The organism is Streptomyces sp. NPDC058872, assembly GCF_042743065.1.
GTDB lineage: Bacteria > Actinomycetota > Actinomycetes > Streptomycetales > Streptomycetaceae > Streptomyces.
In genome coordinates this window covers 45,578-63,615 of sequence record NZ_JBHYMK010000038.1, presented here as the reverse complement: position 1 = coordinate 63,615, position 18,038 = coordinate 45,578, and the positions used below count along the sequence as shown (strand labels likewise).

Genomic DNA, 18,038 nt, shown 5'->3' with positions numbered 1-18,038 from the left:
CCGGAAGGCGCTAGAAACCCCGGGTGCGCTTCGCCGCGCGCCGTGCCGCCGCCGCACCCGGGGCCTGCATGAAGAGGCGGGCCAGCTCCCCTCCCAGGTTCACGCCGATCGCGATCGCCAGGGCGAGCGCCGCTGCCTTCGCCAGATAGGCGAAGCCCTGGTCCAGGCTGTTCTGGGCGATCGAGAGGACCCCGAAGTACGTCGCCGAACCGGGCAGCAGCGGCCCGATCGCCGCCGTCACGTACGGCAGCGAGGAGGTGTGGCGGTAACGGGCGACCAACTGCCCGAACAGGCCCACCAGACCGGCCGCCACCGCCGTCGCCATCACCGCCGACCCCTCGGCGGTCACCGCGATCGCCCCGTAGACCACCCAGGCCACCCCGCCGTTCAGCGTCGCGAACAGCACCGTCGCCCGCGACTGCTGCAACAGGATCGCGAAGGTCGCGCACAACACCATCGACGCCAGGATCTGCGTCACCGGCCGCTCCACCGCCCGCAGCAGCCCCTCCGGGTTCAGCTGGGCGCCGAACTGCACCGACAGGTACAGCACCGACAGCACGCCCACCACGATCGCGACGAAGAAGTACGTGACCTCCAGGAGGCGTGCCGACGCCGTGATGTAGAAGCCGGTCAGACCGTCCTGCACCGCCGCGACCAGGGCCCTTCCCGGGATCAGCGCGAACAGGCCACCGGTGATCACCGCGGACGGCCGCAGGCCCGCGTGCAGCAGCGTCAGCAGCACCCCCATCGCGGCCGGCGGCATCGCCGCCACCAGGAACTGGTAGAACTCCGGCAGCCCGCGTCCCGCGCACAACCACGCCAGCCGGTCGCCGAGGACCGCACCCAGTGCCGCCACGAAGAAGACCGTGACGCCGCCGCCCAGCAGCACCGATGCCGCCCCCGCCAGAACGCCGGCCGCCGCCGTCAGGGCCCAGCCCGGGTACGGGTGCCGGTTGCGCCGGATCTCCGCGAGCCTCCGGTAGGCCTCTTCGGGCGTCACCTCGTGCGCCCGCGCGTTCAGGTCCGCGAGCAGTTGGTAGACCGCCGCGAGCCGGGTGTAGTCCGTGCCCCGGCGCCGTACCGTCCGGTTCGCCGTGATCGGGTCGTCCACCAGCGACGGCTGGTAGGTGACGGACAACAGCGTGAACGTGACCGTCGGCTCCACCCGGTCCAGACCGTACGAGCGGCAGACCACGAACATCGCCGCCTCGACGTCCTCCGCGCCCTCGCCGCCCGCGAGCAGCAGTTCGCCGATGCGCAGCGTCAGGTCGAGCACGCGCGGCACCGACGGCCCCGGCTCGTCCTCCGCCTTGCGCGGCGCCTCCGGCACCGGCCGCTCGCCGACCGGGAGCCGCAGCATGGTCCGCATCCGGTCCTGCCACGGGGCGTCCTGGGAGAGCCGCACCATCGGTATTCCGGCGGCCGGGGTGAACGCGGGCGGCGAGGTCTTCGAGGAGTACGTGGCCGGAGGGGCGAACGCCGAACCCTCCTGCTCGTGCGGCGGTTCCGTCGTCAGGCCCGGCGGAAGGGCGAACTCCGACGTCGCGTGCTCCTCCTCGGGCGGCGCGGGCGGTTCCACCCCGGCCGGCGCCACGAAGGCGCTCCGCGCCTCGTCCGACTGCGGCTTCCGGTCCTCCAGGGCCTGCTCGGCGCCCTCCGGTTCCGCCACCACTCTCTCTCCGCTCCTGCTCGGGACTCTTCAGACCTCAGAATCGTGGATTCCAGTGTGGACTCCTACGGCCCCGCCTACCCGAGAGGGGGAATCCCATGACCCGCACCACGGAGTTTCCCGACGGGAGGGCCGTCGCCCGGGGCCCGCGCCGTCCCGGAGCCCGCGCCGGCGCCCCGCGCCAGAGCCGCCGCCGCGTGCGAAAGGCGGTGCACCCCGAGGGGCGCACCGCCTTTCACACGATCACGTAAACCGGGGCTCAGTGGCCGCCCTGCTCCTTGAAGCGCGCGTACGACTTCTCGACCTCGGCCTCGGCCTCGGCGCGGCCGACCCAGTCGGCGCCCTCGACCGACTTGCCCGGCTCCAGGTCCTTGTAGACCTCGAAGAAGTGCTGGATCTCCAGGCGGTCGAACTCCGCCACGTGGTGGATGTCCCGCAGGTGCTCCATGCGCGGGTCCGTCGCCGGCACGCACAGCAGCTTGTCGTCGCCGCCGGCCTCGTCCGTCATGCGGAACATGCCGATGGCGCGGCACTTGATGAGGCAGCCCGGGAAGGTCGGCTCGTCGAGGATCACGAGCGCGTCCAGCGGGTCACCGTCCTCGCCGAGGGTGTTCTCGACGAAGCCGTAGTCGGTCGGGTAGGCCGTCGAGGTGAAGAGGCGACGGTCCAGACGGATACGGCCGGTCTCGTGGTCGACCTCGTACTTGTTACGCGATCCCTTGGGGATCTCGATGGTGACGTCGAACTCCACGGGTGGCTCCTCCTGAATCAACACAAGTGAATGCTCGCGACGACGCGCGGTGATTAAGTGTCCCTCACGCACGTGTGTGATCGCGAAAGGGGCTGGTCAGCAATGCCGGAGCCGAGAACGTGGCAGCTCGCGACGGGCTCCGCTGCCCTCGGTCTCGCCCTGGCCGCCGCGGCGGTGACCGCTGCCGGACCATGGGACGGGGGCCAGCGTACGGCCGAGCGGGCCCGCGCCGCCGCCCCCGTGGCGGGTGGCACGCGTCACGCCCCGCCCCCGGCGCCCCCGGCACCCGCCGCCCCGCGCCGTCCCGCGCCCGCCCCCAGCGCCCCCGGCGTCCTCGCCGCCCTGCACGCCCCGCTCCCCGCCGGCCGCGCCCCCGACCTCGCCGCCGCCCTCGTCCCGCTCCTCGCCGACCCCGGCCTCGGCCCGCTCCGCACCGCCTCCGTCGTCGACACCGCCACCGGCAGGCAGGTGTACGGGGAAGGCGCGGGCACCCCCATGACCCCCGCCTCCACCATCAAGATCGCCACCGTCACCGCCGCGCTCTCCGCCCTCGGCCCCGACCACCGCATCGCCACCACCGTCACCGCCGCCCCCGACGGCCGGACCGTCACCCTCACCGGCGGCGGCGACCCCACTCTCGACCCGGCCCGGCTGAAGGCCCTCGCCGCCGACACCGCCCGCGCCCTCAAGGCCCGCGGCCACGCCTCGGTACGCCTCGCCTACGACACGAGCCTCTACCGGGGGCCAGCCCGCCACCCCATCGGCCCCAACGAGAACATCGCCCCCGTCGTCGCCCTCATGACCCGCGAAGGGCGCCTCGACGACAGCCACAAGGGCCCCGCCCCCCGCGCCGTCGACCCCGCGGGCGACACCGCCACCGCCTTCGCCGACCTCCTCGCCGCCGCCGGCGTCGAGGTCACCGGCGCCCCCGCTCCCGGACCCACCCCGGCCGGGCCCCCGCTCGCCCGCACGCTCTCCGCCCCCCTCGCGGACCTGGCCGAACGCACCCTCACCCACAGCGACAACGACCTCGCCGAGGCCCTCGCCCGGCAGACCGCCCTCGCCCGCAAGCAGCCCGCGAGCTTCGCGGGGGGTGAGAAGGCCGTCCACGACGAACTCGCCGGACTCGGCCTCCCCGTCGCCGGCGCCCGCTTCGCCGACGGCAGCGGACTCGACCGCCGCGACCGCGTCTCGGCCGCCCTCCTCACCGCCCTCCTCACCCGGGCGGCCGACCCCGCCAGCCCCGCCCTGCGCCCGCTCCTCACCGGGCTGCCCGTCGGGGGCTTCACCGGCACCCTCGCCGGTCGCTTCGACAGCGCTCCCGCCGCCGCGGGCGCCGGACTGGTCCGCGCCAAGACCGGCACGCTCACCGGCGTCAACACACTCGCCGGGACCGTCGTCACCCCGGACGGCCGCCTCCTCGCCTTCGCGTTCCTCGCCGCTCGCACCCGTTCCCCGTACGAGGCGCAGCCCGCCCTCGACCGGCTCGCCGCAGCCCTGGCCGACCGGGGCTGATCCCGGCCGGCCGGGTTCCCTCCGGCCGTCCCGACCGGACCGGCTCCGACCCGCACCGAACCCTCACCGAAGAGGCGTCGAGCCCGTACGGTTGACGCATGACGAGCATCGGTGGTGCAGGCACGTCCGGGATGGTCGACTGGAACCTCGCGGTGGCGACCGCGACCCGCCTCGTGCGTCCCGGTCCCGAGGTCAGCCGCGACGAGGCCCGCGAGGTCGTCGCCGAACTCCGCAGACACGCCAAGGCGTCCGAAGAGCACGTCCGTGCCTACACCCGGATGATTCCCGAGGGTGCCGAACCCCACGACGCCCCCGTCCTCGTCGTCGACCGCGCCGGCTGGATCCGGGCCAACGTCGCCGGATTCCGGGAACTCCTCACCCCGCTCCTCGGCAAGATGCAGGAGCGCCGCGCCGGCAACCCCGGCAGCGCCGTCCTCGGAGCCGTCGGAGGCAAGGTCACCGGCGTCGAGCTCGGCATGTTGCTGTCCTTCCTCGCCTCCCGCATCCTCGGGCAGTACGAGACCTTCGCACCGGCCACCCGCGAACTCCCCGCCGCACCGGCCGGCGGCGGCCGGCTGCTCCTCGTCGCCCCGAACATCGTCCACGTCGAGCGCGAGCTCGACGTCTCCCCCCACGACTTCCGGCTCTGGGTCTGCCTCCACGAGGAGACCCACCGCACCCAGTTCACCGCCGTCCCCTGGCTCCGCGACCACCTGCAGGGCGAGATCCAGTCGTTCCTCGCCGCCACCGACGTCGACCCCGGCACCGTCGTCGAGCGCCTCCGCGAGGCCGCCCAGGCCCTCGCCGGAGGGAGGCCCGAGGGAGAGCGGGGAGAGCCCTCCCCGTCCTTCGTCGAACTCGTCCAGACCCCCGAGCAGCGCGAGGTCCTCGGCCGCCTCACCGCCGTCATGTCCCTCCTCGAGGGCCACGCCGACTACGTCATGGACGGGGTGGGACCCCAGGTGGTGCCCTCCGTCGCGGAGATCCGCGAGAAGTTCCAGGCCCGCCGCGCCCGCGGCGCCTCCCGCCTCGACCTCGCCCTGCGCCGGCTCCTCGGCCTCGACGCCAAGCTCCGCCAGTACCGCGACGGCGAGCGCTTCGTCCGCGCCGTCGTCGACCAGGTCGGCATGGACGGCTTCAACCGGGTGTGGACCTCGCCCAACACGCTCCCCACCAAGGCGGAGATCGCGGCCCCGGCCGATTGGATCGCGCGGGTGCACCGCAGGGCGGACTCCTGAGACGGGCGCGACGCACGGAACGGAAGCGCCTCGGAACATCCCGCCAATCACCCATCTGAGGGACCCTTGCCCTGGGGTGAGGCGTGCAATGCTCGGGTAACGGCCGGGTTTCTGTCACCATCGACGCACTCTGAGTGACCAAACCCCCCTTTCCGACCGTTAAGACTCCGACCGAGGCACCCCACTCCATCACGAAGGGCACCGGACATGGGTCCCCATCCTGCGGTCGCGGCGATACGCCTGGCGGTCCGCCGCGTACTCCACGACGTCATCACCGAACACGCCACCACGGAGGCCGAGCACACCCCCTTGGTGCTCGTCGCCTGCTCCGGAGGCGCCGACTCCATGGCGCTCGCCTCCGCCCTCGCCTTCGAGGCCCGCAAACTTCCCGTGCGCGCCGGCGGCATCACCGTCGACCACGGCCTCCAGGACGGCTCCGACCTCCGGGCCGTCGAGGTCGCCGGACGCATGACCGCCCTCGGCCTCACCCCGGCCGAAGCCGTCGCCGTCACCGTCGGCCACGAGTCCACGGCGGCGGCCCACGGCGCCTCCTATGCGGGAGGCGGGCGAAGGGTCGGCCCCGAGGCAGCCGCCCGCGACGCCCGCTACGCCGCCCTCGACGCCGCCGCGGAGCGCCACGGCGCCGCCGCCGTCCTGCTCGGTCACACCCGTGACGACCAAGCGGAGACGGTGCTCCTCGGCCTCGCCCGCGGCTCCGGCATCCGCTCCCTCTCCGGCATGGCCGCCGTCTCCGGTGCCGCCCGCCGGTACCGGCGCCCCTTCCTGCAGCTCGACCGCCAGACCGTCCGCAAGGCGTGCATCGCGCAGGAGCTCGCGGTCTGGGACGATCCGCACAACAGCGACCCCGCCTACACCCGCTCGCGGCTGCGCCACGAGGGACTCCCCGCCCTCGAGAAGGCCCTCGGCAAGGGGGTCGTCGAAGCCCTCGCCCGAACGGCCCAACTCTCCCGGGACGACGCCGACGCCCTCGACACCTGGGCCGCCGACGCCGAGACCGCCGTACGCGACGCCGCGGGCGCCCTCGAATGCGCCAAGCTCTTCGGGCTGCCCCCCGCCGTACGCCGCCGTGTCCTGCGTCGCGCCGTCATCGCCGAGGGCGCCCCCGCCGGCTCGCTCTTCGCCCGACACATCGAAGAAGTCGACCGGCTCATCACCGGATGGCGCGGTCAGGGCGCCATCAACCTGCCCGGCCGCGTCGAAGCACGCCGGCAGGGTGGCAGACTGGTCATCCGGCAAGGCTGACGCACGCTGCAACGAAAGTGACCCGGGTGAACGAGAAGGACATGGGCACCGACCTCCAGTCGGTGCTCATCACCAAGGAAGAGATCGACGCCAAGCTGGCAGAGCTGGCCGCGAAGATCGATGCGGAATACGCGGGCAAGGACCTGCTCATCGTCGGAGTCCTCAAGGGCGCCGTGATGGTGATGGCGGATCTGGCTCGCGCCCTTTCCACCCCCGTCACCATGGACTGGATGGCCGTTTCGTCCTACGGCGCCGGCACCCAGTCCTCGGGCGTCGTCCGGATCCTCAAGGACCTGGACACCGACATCAAGGGCAAGCACGTCCTGATCGTCGAGGACATCATCGACTCCGGCCTGACCCTGTCCTGGCTGCTCTCGAACCTCGGTTCGCGCGAGCCCGCCTCCCTGGAGGTGTGCACCCTCCTGCGCAAGCCGGAGGCCGCGAAGGTCGCCATCGACGTCAAGTGGATCGGCTTCGACATCCCCAACGAGTTCGTCGTCGGTTACGGCCTCGACTACGCCGAGAAGTACCGGAACCTTCCGTTCGTCGGCACGCTCGCCCCACACGTCTACGGCGGCTGAGACCGCCCCCGTACGGGGAACCCACACCGCCTTCCCCCCGTTGAACCAGGGGAAGGCGGTCAAGGGCGACGATGCTGAGGTACCGTCCGAAGAACAGCTTTTTCACACAGCAGCTCTTACAGCAGCATTTTCCTACGGGCAGGAGGGACGGAGCGTTCTCGCTCCGTATGGATGGACGTGAAGCGATACTTCCGTGGGCCGGTCATGTGGATCGTGCTGGCCGTCCTCGCCGTGGTCGTGCTGATGCAGTTCGTCGGCTCGTCCGAGGGCTACAAGACGGTGGACACCAGCAAGGTCGTCCAGGCGATCGACAAGAACCAGGTCAAAACCGCACAGCTCACCACTGGTGACGAGCAGGCCATCAAGATCGAGCTCATCGACGGCCAGAAGATCGACAAGAGCAGCAAGGTCCAGGCCAGCTACATCGGCACGCAGGGCGCCGACCTGGCCGACAAGCTGCAGGACAAGTTCGAGGCCGGACAGATCGAGGGCGGTTACACCGTCTCCCCCAAGGAGCAGTCGCCGCTCCTCTCGATCCTGTTCTCCCTCCTGCCCATCGTCCTCATCGTGCTCGTCTTCCTCTTCCTGATGAACCAGATGCAGGGCGGCGGCTCCCGCGTCATGCAGTTCGGCAAGTCCAAGGCGAAGCTCATCACCAAGGACACGCCGAAGACGACCTTCGCCGACGTGGCCGGCTCCGACGAGGCCGTCGAGGAGCTCCACGAGATCAAGGAATTCCTCCAGGAGCCCGCGAAGTTCCAGGCCGTCGGCGCCAAGATCCCCAAGGGCGTCCTGCTCTACGGTCCGCCCGGAACCGGCAAGACGCTCCTCGCGCGTGCCGTGGCCGGCGAAGCCGGCGTGCCGTTCTACTCGATCTCCGGCTCCGACTTCGTCGAGATGTTCGTCGGTGTCGGCGCCTCCCGTGTCCGCGACCTCTTCGAGCAGGCCAAGGCCAATGCTCCGGCGATCGTCTTCGTCGACGAGATCGACGCCGTCGGACGCCACCGCGGCGCCGGCCTCGGCGGCGGCCACGACGAGCGCGAGCAGACGCTCAACCAGCTCCTCGTCGAGATGGACGGCTTCGACGTCAAGGGTGGGGTCATCCTCATCGCGGCCACGAACCGTCCGGACATCCTCGACCCCGCCCTCCTGCGGCCCGGCCGCTTCGACCGGCAGATCGCCGTCGACCGCCCGGACATGCAGGGCCGTCTGGAGATCCTCAAGGTCCACCAGAAGGGCAAGCCGGTCGCCCCGGACGTCGACCTCGGCGCCGTCGCCCGTCGCACCCCCGGCTTCACCGGCGCGGACCTCTCCAACGTCCTCAACGAGGCGGCGCTCCTCACCGCCCGCAGCGACCAGAAGCTGATCGACAACAAGGCGCTGGACGAGGCGATCGACCGCGTGGTCGCGGGCCCGCAGAAGCGGACCCGGATCATGTCGGACAAGGAGAAGAAGATCACCGCGTACCACGAGGGCGGCCACGCCCTGGTCGCGGCGGCCTCGCCGAACTCCGACCCCGTCCACAAGATCACCATCCTGTCCCGCGGTCGTGCGCTGGGCTACACGATGGTCCTGCCGGACGAGGACAAGTACTCCACCACCCGCAACGAGATGCTCGACCAGCTGGCCTACATGCTGGGCGGCCGGGCGGCCGAGGAGCTCGTCTTCCACGACCCGACCACGGGCGCGGCGAACGACATCGAGAAGGCCACGGCCACCGCTCGCGCGATGGTCACCCAGTACGGCATGACCGAGCGTCTCGGTGCCATCAAGTTCGGCGGCGACAACACCGAGCCCTTCCTCGGCCGTGAGATGGCCCACCAGCGCGACTACTCGGAAGAGGTCGCGGCGCTGGTCGACGAAGAGGTCAAGAAGCTCATCGAGACCGCGCACAACGAGGCCTGGGAGATCCTGGTCGAGAACCGCGACCTCCTCGACAACCTGGTCCTCGCCCTGCTGGAGAAGGAGACGCTGGGCAAGGAGGAGATCGCCGAGATCTTCGCCCCCATCGTCAAGCGCCCGGCCCGACCCGCCTGGACCGGTTCGGCGCGTCGCACCCCGTCCACGCGTCCGCCGGTGCTCTCCCCCAAGGAGCTCGCCCTGACGAACAGCGCGAACGGCACGGCGGCCCCGACGGTGGACACCACCAAGGGCATCGACATCGCCCCGGTGGACACCCCGGAGGACTGACCCCCGGCACCCCCGGAATGGAAGCCGCGCCCCCATAGGTTCTAGCCTGTGGGGGCGCGGCTCTTCGCGCACCGAGTGCAGACGGAACGAGGCAGAGATGACCGACCCGGTGACGCTGGACGGCGAGGGCACGATCGGCGACTTCGACGAGAAGCGCGCCGAGAACGCCGTACGGGAGCTCCTCATCGCGGTCGGCGAGGACCCTGACCGTGAGGGCCTGCAGCAGACGCCCGCACGCGTTGCGCGTGCCTACAGGGAGTTGCTGGCGGGCATGCGCCAGGAGCCCGAGGACGTCCTGACCACTACTTTCGATCTTGGTCACGATGAGATGGTCCTCGTGAAGGACATCGAACTCGTCAGCTTCTGCGAGCACCATTTGCTTCCGTTCCACGGGGTGGCCCACGTGGGCTACATCCCTGCGGAAAGCGGCAAGATCACGGGGCTCTCGAAGCTGGCCCGTCTGGTCGACGTCTTCGCCCGGCGCCCGCAGGTCCAGGAGCGCCTGACGACCCAGATCGCCGATTCGCTGATGAAGATCCTGGAGGCCCGTGGTGCGATCGTCGTGATCGAGGCCGAGCACATGTGCATGTCGCTCCGCGGCATCCGCAAGCCGGGCGCGAAGACGACGACCTCGGCGGTGCGCGGCCAGCTTCGGGACGCCACGACGCGCGCCGAGGCCATGTCCCTGATACTGGCCCGCTAGGGCGCGTGGCGAAGGTCCCGTCCGCCCCGCGGGGCGGACGGCGCCGCTTTCGCCCCACGCACCAGGACCCCACGGGAAGCTGCCGCCCCGGGGCCGACAGGACCGGTCCACCGGGGGCGGCCCTGCTCGGGGTCTGACGGGCCTCAGGCGGCCGGGGACCGGTTCCCGTCGTTGTCCTCCGGGAGCTTGCAGACCCGCTCCAGGAAGAGGGCGGCGGCGATGACGGCGATGCCCGCCGCGACCGAGAGGGCCGCATAGACGGCCTGGTCGCGACGGGCCGGAACCTCCAGGGAACCGAGGAGGAAGACGCCGGTGCCGCCGTACATGCCGGCGACGAGGGCGGCGACCAGCGCGCTCGCCTGGCCGAAGACCACCGCACGGGCGGCCATCAGCGGTTCGACGCCCTTGGCGTCGGGGCGGCGCTCCCGCTGGGCCTTGAGACGGGCCCGGATCGACAGGGCGGTTGCGGTCAGGATGACGGCGATCACGGTCAGGACGATGGGCGCCGCGACCGGCACGCCCGGAAGAGTGCCGACCGCGTTCCACAGCTGGGCGCCGCCCCAGGAGAGGACGCCCGCCCCGAGGAACAGTCCGGCGAGCACTTTCAGCCGCAGTTGTTTCACCGGGTGTCCTTCGTGTGGTCGCGGAGGCGGTCTGCCACGAGCGTAACGACTACTCGGGCAGACGGAGTTCCAGGTCGGCACGGGGAGTGACGCCCTCCCGGCCGACGGCGGCCAGCAGGTCGACCACCGGGCCGAGGCCGGGGAGCTGGGCGTCGGGGTCCACGTCGTGCCAGGGGGCGAGGACGAAGGCGCGCTGGTGCGCACGCGGGTGCGGGAGGGTGAGGACCGGGTCCTCGGATACCAGGTCCGCGTACGCGACGATGTCGACGTCGATGGTGCGCGCGCCCCAGCGCTGCTCGCGGACGCGGTGGAAGGCCTCCTCGACGGCGTGGGCCCGCTCCAGCAGGGAGGAGGGGGGCAGCGTCGTCTTCACGAGGGCGACGGCGTTGAAGTACGAGGGCTGGCTGCCGGGCTCGACGCCCCAGGGCTCCGTCTCGTAGACGGGGGAGACGGCCTTCACCCGGAGGCCGGGGGTGTCGCCGAGGGCGTCGATGGCGCCCTGGAGGGTCTCCAGGCGGTTGCCGAGGTTGGCGCCGAGGGCCAGGACGGCCCAGCGCGGGTTGGAGAGCGTCGTGTCCGCCGCGTCGACGGTCGCGACGACGGAGGCGGGTACGGGCTGGACGGTGGGGTCGCTCTGGGTCGGCTTCATCGTCGGCTCCGGGTGATCGTGATGGTCACGTCGTCGAAGGGCACGGTGATGGGCGCGTCCGGCTTGTGGACGACGACCTCCACTTCTTGTACCCCGGCGTGGCTGAGGCACTGCTGGGCGATGCGCTCGGCGAGGGTCTCGATCAGGTCGACGGGCTCGCCCTGGACGACGTCGACGACCTCTTCGGCGACGATGCCGTAGTGCACGGTCTTCGAAAGGTCGTCCTCGGCAGCCGCCGGGCGGGTGTCCAGGCCGAGGACCAGGTCCACGATGAAGGTCTGGCCCTCCTCGCGCTCCTTGGGGAAGACGCCGTGGTGGCCTCGGGCCTTGAGGCCGCGCAGCGCGACACGATCCACGCGAATCACTCCTGCTGTCGTAGTTCGGGGGCACGCAGCCGGGTGCGGACGGCCGGGTGTCCATGCTCGAATCTACCTGCGGGCACCGACAGGGCCTGCCCGCGGGGGGGCCGGGCGACGGGTCAGAGGGGCGGCTCGGTGCCTTCCGCGCCGGTCTCCGGGCCCTCTTCCTCGTTCGAGGCGAGCACGGGGGAGGCGTGGTGGGACCAGATCCGCCAGCCCTCGGGCGTGCGGCGGAACACGTTGGTGGCGACGACGAGCTGACCGACGAGGGGGCCCAGTTCGGCGCCGTCCTCGGCGGGACCGCCGCTGAGGATGTTCTCGGTGCAGGTGACGAGGGCGGTGTCGCCGCCCAGCGAGATCCGCAGGTCGGTGAGGAAGAACTGGATGTACTCGGTGTTCGCCATGATCAGGGCGTACGAGCGGAGCACCTCGCCGCGACCGGTGAGGACGGGCCAGCCGGGATGGACGCAGGTGACGGGGGCGGCCCCGTCGGCCCCCTCGTCGAGCCACAGCCCTGCGAGGCCTTCGAAGTCACCCGTCTCCATGGCCTCGTAGAAGGCGGTGTTGGCGGCTTCGACGGCCGCCCGGTCGGCCGCCCCTTCGGTGCCGCGCGGGTGGCTCACGCGGCTCCCTCGACGGCCCTCGCGACGCGCACGGCGTCGGCGGTGGCCCGTACTTCGTGGACGCGGACGGCCCACGCCCCGGCACGGGCGGCGAGCGCCGAGACCGCGGCGGTGGCGGCGTCGCGCTCGCGGGCGGGGGGCGGGGAGGCGCCCTCACGGGCGAGGACGTGGCCGAGGAACCGCTTGCGGGAGGCGGCGACGAGGAGGGGGCGGCCGAGCGCGCGCAGTTCGGCGAGGTGCGCGACGAGGGCGAGGTCGTGGGGGGCCAGCTTGGCGAAGCCGAGGCCGGGGTCGATGACGATCCGCTCGGGGTCGATCCCGCCGTCGATGACCGCCTCCAGGCGGGTGCGGAGTTCCGCGACGACCTCGCCGACGACGTCGTCGTACACGGCGAGGCGGTTCATGTCCGCGCTGAAGCCGCGCCAGTGCATGACGACGAAGGGGACCTCGGCGGCGGCCACGGCGGGGACCATGGCGGGGTCGGCGAGGCCACCGCTGACGTCGTTGACCAGCACGGCGCCGGCGGCGACGGCCCGGGCGGCGACGGAGGCGCGCATGGTGTCGACGGAGACCGTGACGCCTTCGGCGGCGAGGCCGCGGACGACGGGCACCACCCGGCGGAGCTCTTCCTCCTCGTCCACCCGGGTGGCGCCGGGGCGGGTGGACTCGCCACCGACGTCGACGAGGTCGGCGCCCTGGGCAACCAGGTCGAGGCCGTGCTTGACGGCGGCCGTGGTGTCGAACCACCGGCCGCCGTCGGAGAAGGAATCGGGGGTCACGTTGACCACGCCCATGACCGCACAGCGGTCCCACTCGGGCAGGCCCCGGGCCGTGCCCCGGTCGATCGTCGTACGCATGTGTCCAGCGTAGGGCCCGAGGGCCGGATCAGGCCGTGTGGACCGGCGGCCGGGCGCACCGGGCACCCCGGTCCGGGCCGCCCGGCGCGCCCCGGTCAAGCGGCGTGGGCCTCGTGTTCGGCGGCCCGGGCGGGGACGATGTGGGCACACGGGCGGGGCGCGGTGGCCGGGCGGGTGTGGGCGAAGGGGCGTGGCAGGGAGAGGTGCACGAAGCCCTCGGCCTGCAGGGCGGCGAAGCCGATGCGGGGGAGGTCGCGGCTCTGGCGGTAGACCAGGAAACGGGGTTCCCAGCGCGGCTGGAACTTGGCGTTGAACTTGTAGAGCGACTCGATCTGGAACCAGCGGGAGAGGAAGACCAGGAGCCCGCGCCAGAGGCGCAGGACGGGGCCGGCGCCGATCTTCTCGCCGCGGGCGAGTGCGGCGCGGAACATCGCGAAGTTGAGCGACACCCGTGCGATGCCCAGGGTGGGGGAGGACTGGAGGGCGGCGACGATGAGCAGCTCGTTCATCCCGGGGTCGGCGGAGCGGTCGCGGCGCATCAGTTCGAGGGACATGCCGTCGGTGCCCCAGGGGACGAAGTGGATGATCGCCTTGAGGTCGCCGTACGGGGAGGCGTCGTCCGCCTTGTGCGCGGTCGCTATCACGGCGTCGCCGTCACCGGGGGCGCCGATCCGGCCGAGGGCCATGGAGAAGCCGCGTTCGGTGTCGGTGCCGCGCCAGTCGGCGGCGGCGCGGCGGATCCGGTCGAGTTCGTCCTCGTCGAGGTCACGGACCCGACGGACCCGGGTGGTGTAGCCGTTGCGCTCGATGCGCTTGACCATCTGGCGGACGTTGCGCATGGCCCGGCCGGTGAGGGAGAAATCCGCGACGTCGACCACCGCCTCGTCGCCGAGTTCGAGGGCGTCGAGGCCGGTCTCGCGGGTCCAGACCTGGCCGCCGGTCTCGGAGCAGCCCATGACGGCGGGGGTCCAGGAGTGGGCCTTGGCCTCGTCCATGAAGCGTTCGATGGCGCCGGGCCATGCCTCGACGTCTCCGATGGGGTCGCCGCTGGCGAGCATGACGCCGGAGACGACGCGGTAGCAGACGGCGGCCTTGCCGCTCGGTGAGAAGACGACGCCCTTGTCGTGGCGGAGGGCGAAGTGGCCGAGGGAGTCCCGGCCGCCGTGTCGGTCGAGGAGGGCGCGCAGCCGGGTCTCGTCCTCGGGGGTGAGGCGGGCGGCGGGGTGTTCGGGGCGGAAGGCCAGGTAGATGGTGGTGAGGGCGGTGAGCATGCCGAGGGCGCCGAGGGAGTAGCTCACGGTCCAGCCGACGCCCTTGTCGTAGGCGAGGGGCCCTTCGACGCCGAGGAGCCCGTACAGGACGTGTTCGAGTCGGTCGGCGAGGCTGGGGTTGCCGATGAGGCGGCGCGGGTGGGCGCTGACGACGGCCAGGCCGAGGGCGATGGATCCGGCGCCCACGACGGCGAAGTTGGCGAGCGCCCGCCAGCGGCTGCGCGGGTCGGGGAGCGCGGTGAACTGGTCGCGGTGGCGGATCAGGAGGGCGAGGAGCAGCAGGGAGAGCAGCGCCCCTCCCAGGGAGTGGCGCCAGACGAACTGGGCTGCCGCACCGATCGGGAGGAGGGCGACGGCGGCGCGCCAGGCGCGCCGCTTGTTGCGCTTGAGGCCGTGGGAGAGGAGCAGCAGGAGGACGCCGGTGCTGAGGGAGAGGGCGGCGGAGAGGGAGCCGAGGGTGCCGGGGAGGAACTCGGCGAGGGCGTGCATGCGGCTGATGCGGAAGCGGGGGAAGACGCCGGCGGCGATGTCGATGAGGCCGATGACGGAGCAGGCCGTTCCGACGAGTCCGGGCACCTTTTCGGGGCGGGGGCCGCGGAGGATCCGCCGTGCCCGAACCGGAACCAATCGCGATTTGTCCCCATCTACCGTGACAGACATGGCTCCCCGTACCTCTTGTGGTCCTGCTCAGGGTCTTTGACTCCGGTCGGCCCGAGGTGTGGTCGGCGGGCCGTTCCGGCTGGTGCGCCCTGTAGGACGGAGGCGTGTGGGGCCGGGTTCATTCGCAGACGGGAAAATCTCGGAAAGAAGGCTCGGACGCCTCATGGGTCTCACCAGTAACAAAGTTCTCGTGCTGGCCGTGGTGCTGGCCGTGGTGCTGTTCATGGCCACGGTCTGGCTGTGGCCGAGACTCGCGCGCCGTGGCTGGCGGGCCGTCGTGGGCCGGGTGGGGCTGCTGCTGGCGACCCAGGTGGCGCTGTTCGCGGCGCTGGGCCTGACGGCGAACAAGTCCTTCCTCTTCTACGGCTCGTGGGCCGATCTGTTCGGGCAGGAGCAGGAGATGGGCGTGGTCGTCGACCACGCCGGCGGTTCCCGGGGCGTACGGGTCGTGGGGACGCAGGCGCTCGACGTCCCGGGCGGTGGCCGCCCGTCGATCGGCGGACAGATACAGAAGGTCGTGCTGACGGGGGAGCGGTCGGGGATCGTCTCGCCCGCTTACGTGTACCTGCCGCCGGAGTACTTCCAGGAGCAGTACGCGAAGCGGACGTTCCCGGCGTCGGTGGTGTTGACGGGGTACCCGGGGACGGCGGAGAACCTGATCAAGGGGCTCAAGTACCCGAGGACGGCGTACCTCCAGGCGAAGGAGGGACGGATGCAGCCGATGGTCCTGGTGATGCTGCGCCCCACGGTGGCGCCGCCGCGGGACACCGAGTGCGTGGACGTCCCCGGGGGCCCGCAGACGGAGACCTTCTTCGCGGAGGACCTTCCGAGGGCGGTCTCGGGCGCGTACCGGGTCGGTGCGGAGCCCCGCAACTGGGGCTTCATGGGCAACTCGACGGGCGGTTACTGCGCCTTGAAGATCGCACTGCACCATCCGGACCGGTTCGCGGCGGGCGTGGGCTTCTCCGCGTACTACCGGGCGGCGGAGGACGTGACGACCGGGGACCTGTTCCACGGGGACGACGCGCTGCGCAAGCGGGGCGACCTGCTGTGGAGCCTGGACCACGAGCCGCTGGGGAACACCTCGTTCCTGGTCACGACGTCGAAGCGGGGCGAGGGCAATCTGAAGGGGACGCAGGAGTTCATCCGGAAGGTGAAGGGTCCGGCGCGGGTGTCGTCGATCGTGTTGGAGAGCGGCGGCCACAACTTCAACACCTGGAACCGGGAGATCCCGCCCGGCCTCGTCTGGATGGGCGGGAAGCTCAGTGCGGAATGACCGTCGTCGCGGGGGCGGCGGTCACTCCACGGCGGCGCGGCGCAGGGCGCGGTGGACCCCGGCCGGGGTCAGGACGCCGAGCGGCCGGCCGTCGTCGCCGGTGACGGAGAGGCGACCGGTGTCGTGCTGGAGCAGCACGGCGAGGGCGTCCTTGAGGGAGGTGCCCAGGGGGACGGGGGCCGGGGCGTCGTCCCCGTCCCCCTGGGACGGGGGTTCGAGGTCGGCCTCGGTGACGGGGGTGACGGCCAGTCGCTTGAGCCCCCGGTCGCTGCCCACGAAGTCCGCGACGTACGGGGTGGCCGGGGCGCCGAGCACGGTGGCGGGCGGGGCGAACTGCTCGATGCGGCCCTGCCCGTAGACGGCCATGCGGTCGCCCATGCGGACGGCTTCTTCGATGTCGTGGGTGACGAGGAGGACGGTCTTGCGGACGGTGGCCTGGAGCGCCAGGAACTCGTTCTGGAGGCGCTCGCGGACGACCGGATCGACGGCCCCGAAGGGCTCGTCCATGAGGAGGACGGGCGGGTCGGCGGCGAGTGCGCGGGCGACGCCGACCCGCTGGCGCTGGCCGCCGGAGAGCTGTGCGGGGTAGCGGGGGCCGTGGACGGCGGGGTCGAGGCCGACGAGGTCGAGCAGCTCGGCGGCGCGGGCGCGGGCGGCGGACTTCTTCCAGCCGAGGAGGGCGGGGACGGTCGCGGTGTTGTCGAGCACGGTGCGGTGGGGGAAGAGCCCGACCTGTTGGATGACGTAGCCGATCTTGCGGCGCAGGGCGACCGGGTCGACGCCGGCGATGTCCTCGCCGTCGACGAGGACGCGGCCCGAGGTCGGCTCGACGAGCCGGTTCACCATCATCATCGTGGTGGTCTTGCCGCAGCCGGACGGGCCCACCAGGGTGACGAGCTCGCCCTCGGCGACCTCGAAGGAGAGGTCGTCCACGGCGGTGGTCCCGTCGTCGTAGCGCTTGGTCACGTGTTCGAACCGGATCATGGTTCCCCATTCTGTCCCGAGCCCGCCGCGGTGCGGGAGGGCACGTCCCCATGAGGTGCCGGGGCTCGGGACTTGTCGGTGGCGGGGGTTAGGGTCGTCACGCGAGCGTTCGGGGAAGACGGAGGGCCGGGGGAGGGCGTGGGCATGTCGAGCTGTCTGGTGACGAACGACTGGATCTGCGGCGAGTACCTGCGCACGCGCCGGCCGGAGTTGACGGACGCGCTGCTCCAGCACGTGGGGATCACCGTCGTGTCGGTGCTGATCGCGCTGGTCGTCGCGGTGCCGCTCGCGTTGCTGGTCCGGGCCCGTCCCCGCTTCGCCGGCCCGGTGCTCGGACTGACCACGCTGCTGTACACGGTGCCTTCGCTGGCGATGTTCTCGCTGCTGCTGCCGCTCTTCGGCCTGTCGGCGTCCCTCGTGGTGACCGGCCTCGTGCTCTACGCGCTGACGATCCTGGTGCGGAACGCCCTGGCGGGGCTCGCCGCCGTTCCGGCCGAGACGCGGGAGGCGGCCCGCGGCATGGGGTACGGGCCGCTGCGACTGCTCTGGCAGGTCGAACTGCCGCTGGCGCTGCCGGTGCTGATGGCCGGTGTGCGGATGGCCACGGTCTCCACGGTCGCCCTGACGACGATCGGCTCGGTCGTCGGCCGCGGCGGTCTCGGCAATCTGATCGAGGACGCACTGCCGACCTTCTTCAAGGCGCAGTTGCTCGCCGCCTCGGTGCTGTGCGTGCTGCTCGCGGTCGTCGCCGATCTCTTGCTCCTGGGCCTGCAACGGCTGTTGACGCCGTGGGCCCGGATACGGACCGCGCCGGGAGGTGGGTGAG

17 protein-coding genes are annotated in these 18,038 nt (G+C 72.0%); 8 read left to right on the top strand and 9 right to left on the bottom strand.

What is annotated here, in order from left to right; all coding sequences use genetic code 11:
• Positions 1-10: 10 nt before the first annotated feature.
• Both ACFW22_RS23395 and ACFW22_RS23390 read right to left on the bottom strand, forming a co-directional pair.
• A complete protein-coding gene (locus ACFW22_RS23395) occupies positions 11-1,672 on the bottom strand; it encodes a threonine/serine exporter ThrE family protein (protein WP_386407925.1) in 1,662 nt (553 codons plus the stop codon).
• 256 nt (positions 1,673-1,928) lie between these two features.
• Complete coding sequence (locus ACFW22_RS23390) at positions 1,929-2,420, bottom strand: inorganic diphosphatase (protein ID WP_384871616.1); 492 nt, start codon at positions 2,418-2,420, stop codon at positions 1,929-1,931.
• A gap of 102 nt (positions 2,421-2,522) precedes the next feature.
• On the opposite strand from ACFW22_RS23390, the gene dacB reads away from it, so the two are divergent.
• The 6 genes from dacB to folE all read left to right on the top strand — a co-directional run bounded on the left by dacB (position 2,523) and on the right by folE (position 9,910).
• Positions 2,523-3,935 (top strand): D-alanyl-D-alanine carboxypeptidase/D-alanyl-D-alanine-endopeptidase, encoded by a 1,413-nt coding sequence (dacB, locus tag ACFW22_RS23385; protein WP_386407923.1) that lies wholly within the window; start codon positions 2,523-2,525, stop codon positions 3,933-3,935.
• 98 nt (positions 3,936-4,033) lie between these two features.
• Positions 4,034-5,173: a zinc-dependent metalloprotease gene (locus ACFW22_RS23380; protein ID WP_386407921.1), complete on the top strand. Its 1,140-nt coding sequence runs from the start codon at positions 4,034-4,036 to the stop codon at positions 5,171-5,173.
• A gap of 207 nt (positions 5,174-5,380) precedes the next feature.
• Positions 5,381-6,436, top strand: a complete 1,056-nt coding sequence (gene tilS, locus ACFW22_RS23375; RefSeq protein WP_386407919.1) for a tRNA lysidine(34) synthetase TilS — start codon at positions 5,381-5,383, stop codon at positions 6,434-6,436.
• A 41-nt stretch (positions 6,437-6,477) separates the two neighbouring features.
• The gene (gene hpt / locus ACFW22_RS23370; protein ID WP_030219931.1) at positions 6,478-7,017 is read left to right on the top strand and encodes a hypoxanthine phosphoribosyltransferase; all 540 of its coding nucleotides are present in this window, start codon (positions 6,478-6,480) and stop codon (positions 7,015-7,017) included.
• Positions 7,018-7,188: 171 nt separating this feature from the next.
• Positions 7,189-9,207, top strand: a complete 2,019-nt coding sequence (gene ftsH, locus ACFW22_RS23365; RefSeq protein WP_386407917.1) for an ATP-dependent zinc metalloprotease FtsH — start codon at positions 7,189-7,191, stop codon at positions 9,205-9,207.
• Positions 9,208-9,304: 97 nt separating this feature from the next.
• Positions 9,305-9,910 (top strand): GTP cyclohydrolase I FolE, encoded by a 606-nt coding sequence (folE, locus tag ACFW22_RS23360; RefSeq protein WP_366036849.1) that lies wholly within the window; start codon positions 9,305-9,307, stop codon positions 9,908-9,910.
• Between the two features lie 143 nt (positions 9,911-10,053).
• Here folE and ACFW22_RS23355 read toward each other — a convergent pair whose 3' ends face one another.
• The 6 genes from ACFW22_RS23355 to ACFW22_RS23330 all read right to left on the bottom strand — a co-directional run bounded on the left by ACFW22_RS23355 (position 10,054) and on the right by ACFW22_RS23330 (position 14,952).
• Positions 10,054-10,533 (bottom strand): DUF3180 domain-containing protein, encoded by a 480-nt coding sequence (locus ACFW22_RS23355; RefSeq protein WP_386407915.1) that lies wholly within the window; start codon positions 10,531-10,533, stop codon positions 10,054-10,056.
• A gap of 49 nt (positions 10,534-10,582) precedes the next feature.
• Positions 10,583-11,182 carry a 2-amino-4-hydroxy-6-hydroxymethyldihydropteridine diphosphokinase gene (folK, locus tag ACFW22_RS23350; protein WP_384871635.1) on the bottom strand — a complete coding sequence of 200 codons (600 nt, stop codon included), beginning with the start codon at positions 11,180-11,182 and terminating at the stop codon, positions 10,583-10,585.
• Positions 11,179-11,538 carry a dihydroneopterin aldolase gene (gene folB, locus ACFW22_RS23345; protein WP_351177449.1) on the bottom strand — a complete coding sequence of 120 codons (360 nt, stop codon included), beginning with the start codon at positions 11,536-11,538 and terminating at the stop codon, positions 11,179-11,181. The genes folK and folB overlap by 4 nt, the downstream gene beginning before the upstream one ends.
• Positions 11,539-11,660: 122 nt before the next feature.
• Positions 11,661-12,164 carry a nuclear transport factor 2 family protein gene (locus ACFW22_RS23340; RefSeq protein ID WP_386407912.1) on the bottom strand — a complete coding sequence of 168 codons (504 nt, stop codon included), beginning with the start codon at positions 12,162-12,164 and terminating at the stop codon, positions 11,661-11,663.
• The gene (gene folP, locus ACFW22_RS23335) at positions 12,161-13,021 is read right to left on the bottom strand and encodes a dihydropteroate synthase (RefSeq protein WP_386407910.1); all 861 of its coding nucleotides are present in this window, start codon (positions 13,019-13,021) and stop codon (positions 12,161-12,163) included. The genes ACFW22_RS23340 and folP overlap by 4 nt, the downstream gene beginning before the upstream one ends.
• A gap of 95 nt (positions 13,022-13,116) precedes the next feature.
• The gene (locus ACFW22_RS23330) at positions 13,117-14,952 is read right to left on the bottom strand and encodes a phosphatidylglycerol lysyltransferase domain-containing protein (RefSeq protein ID WP_386407908.1); all 1,836 of its coding nucleotides are present in this window, start codon (positions 14,950-14,952) and stop codon (positions 13,117-13,119) included.
• A 163-nt stretch (positions 14,953-15,115) separates the two neighbouring features.
• On the opposite strand from ACFW22_RS23330, the gene ACFW22_RS23325 reads away from it, so the two are divergent.
• Positions 15,116-16,228: an alpha/beta hydrolase gene (locus tag ACFW22_RS23325; RefSeq protein WP_386407906.1), complete on the top strand. Its 1,113-nt coding sequence runs from the start codon at positions 15,116-15,118 to the stop codon at positions 16,226-16,228.
• Positions 16,229-16,249: 21 nt separating this feature from the next.
• Here ACFW22_RS23325 and ACFW22_RS23320 read toward each other — a convergent pair whose 3' ends face one another.
• Positions 16,250-17,212: an ABC transporter ATP-binding protein gene (locus ACFW22_RS23320; protein ID WP_386407904.1), complete on the bottom strand. Its 963-nt coding sequence runs from the start codon at positions 17,210-17,212 to the stop codon at positions 16,250-16,252.
• Between the two features lie 144 nt (positions 17,213-17,356).
• Between ACFW22_RS23320 and ACFW22_RS23315 the strand changes: the two genes are divergently transcribed.
• Positions 17,357-18,037: an ABC transporter permease gene (locus ACFW22_RS23315; protein ID WP_386407902.1), complete on the top strand. Its 681-nt coding sequence runs from the start codon at positions 17,357-17,359 to the stop codon at positions 18,035-18,037.
• Position 18,038 lies beyond the last annotated feature (1 nt).

Bases quoted from the DNA above. Each gene is read 5' to 3' on its own strand.
- hpt (WP_030219931.1), top strand. From the start codon at position 6,478: ATGGGCACCGACCTCCAGTCGGTGCTCATCACCAAGGAAGAGATCGAC.
- folK (WP_384871635.1), bottom strand. From the start codon at position 11,182: ATGAAGCCGACCCAGAGCGACCCCACCGTCCAGCCCGTACCCGCCTCC.
- ACFW22_RS23330 (WP_386407908.1), bottom strand. From the start codon at position 14,952: ATGTCTGTCACGGTAGATGGGGACAAATCGCGATTGGTTCCGGTTCGG.
- tilS (WP_386407919.1), top strand. From the start codon at position 5,381: ATGGGTCCCCATCCTGCGGTCGCGGCGATACGCCTGGCGGTCCGCCGC.
- ACFW22_RS23325 (WP_386407906.1), top strand. From the start codon at position 15,116: ATGGGTCTCACCAGTAACAAAGTTCTCGTGCTGGCCGTGGTGCTGGCC.
- ACFW22_RS23320 (WP_386407904.1), bottom strand. From the start codon at position 17,212: ATGATCCGGTTCGAACACGTGACCAAGCGCTACGACGACGGGACCACC.
- folP (WP_386407910.1), bottom strand. From the start codon at position 13,021: ATGCGTACGACGATCGACCGGGGCACGGCCCGGGGCCTGCCCGAGTGG.
- folE (WP_366036849.1), top strand. From the start codon at position 9,305: ATGACCGACCCGGTGACGCTGGACGGCGAGGGCACGATCGGCGACTTC.
- dacB (WP_386407923.1), top strand. From the start codon at position 2,523: ATGCCGGAGCCGAGAACGTGGCAGCTCGCGACGGGCTCCGCTGCCCTC.
- ftsH (WP_386407917.1), top strand. From the start codon at position 7,189: ATGGACGTGAAGCGATACTTCCGTGGGCCGGTCATGTGGATCGTGCTG.
- ACFW22_RS23315 (WP_386407902.1), top strand. From the start codon at position 17,357: ATGTCGAGCTGTCTGGTGACGAACGACTGGATCTGCGGCGAGTACCTG.
- ACFW22_RS23380 (WP_386407921.1), top strand. From the start codon at position 4,034: ATGACGAGCATCGGTGGTGCAGGCACGTCCGGGATGGTCGACTGGAAC.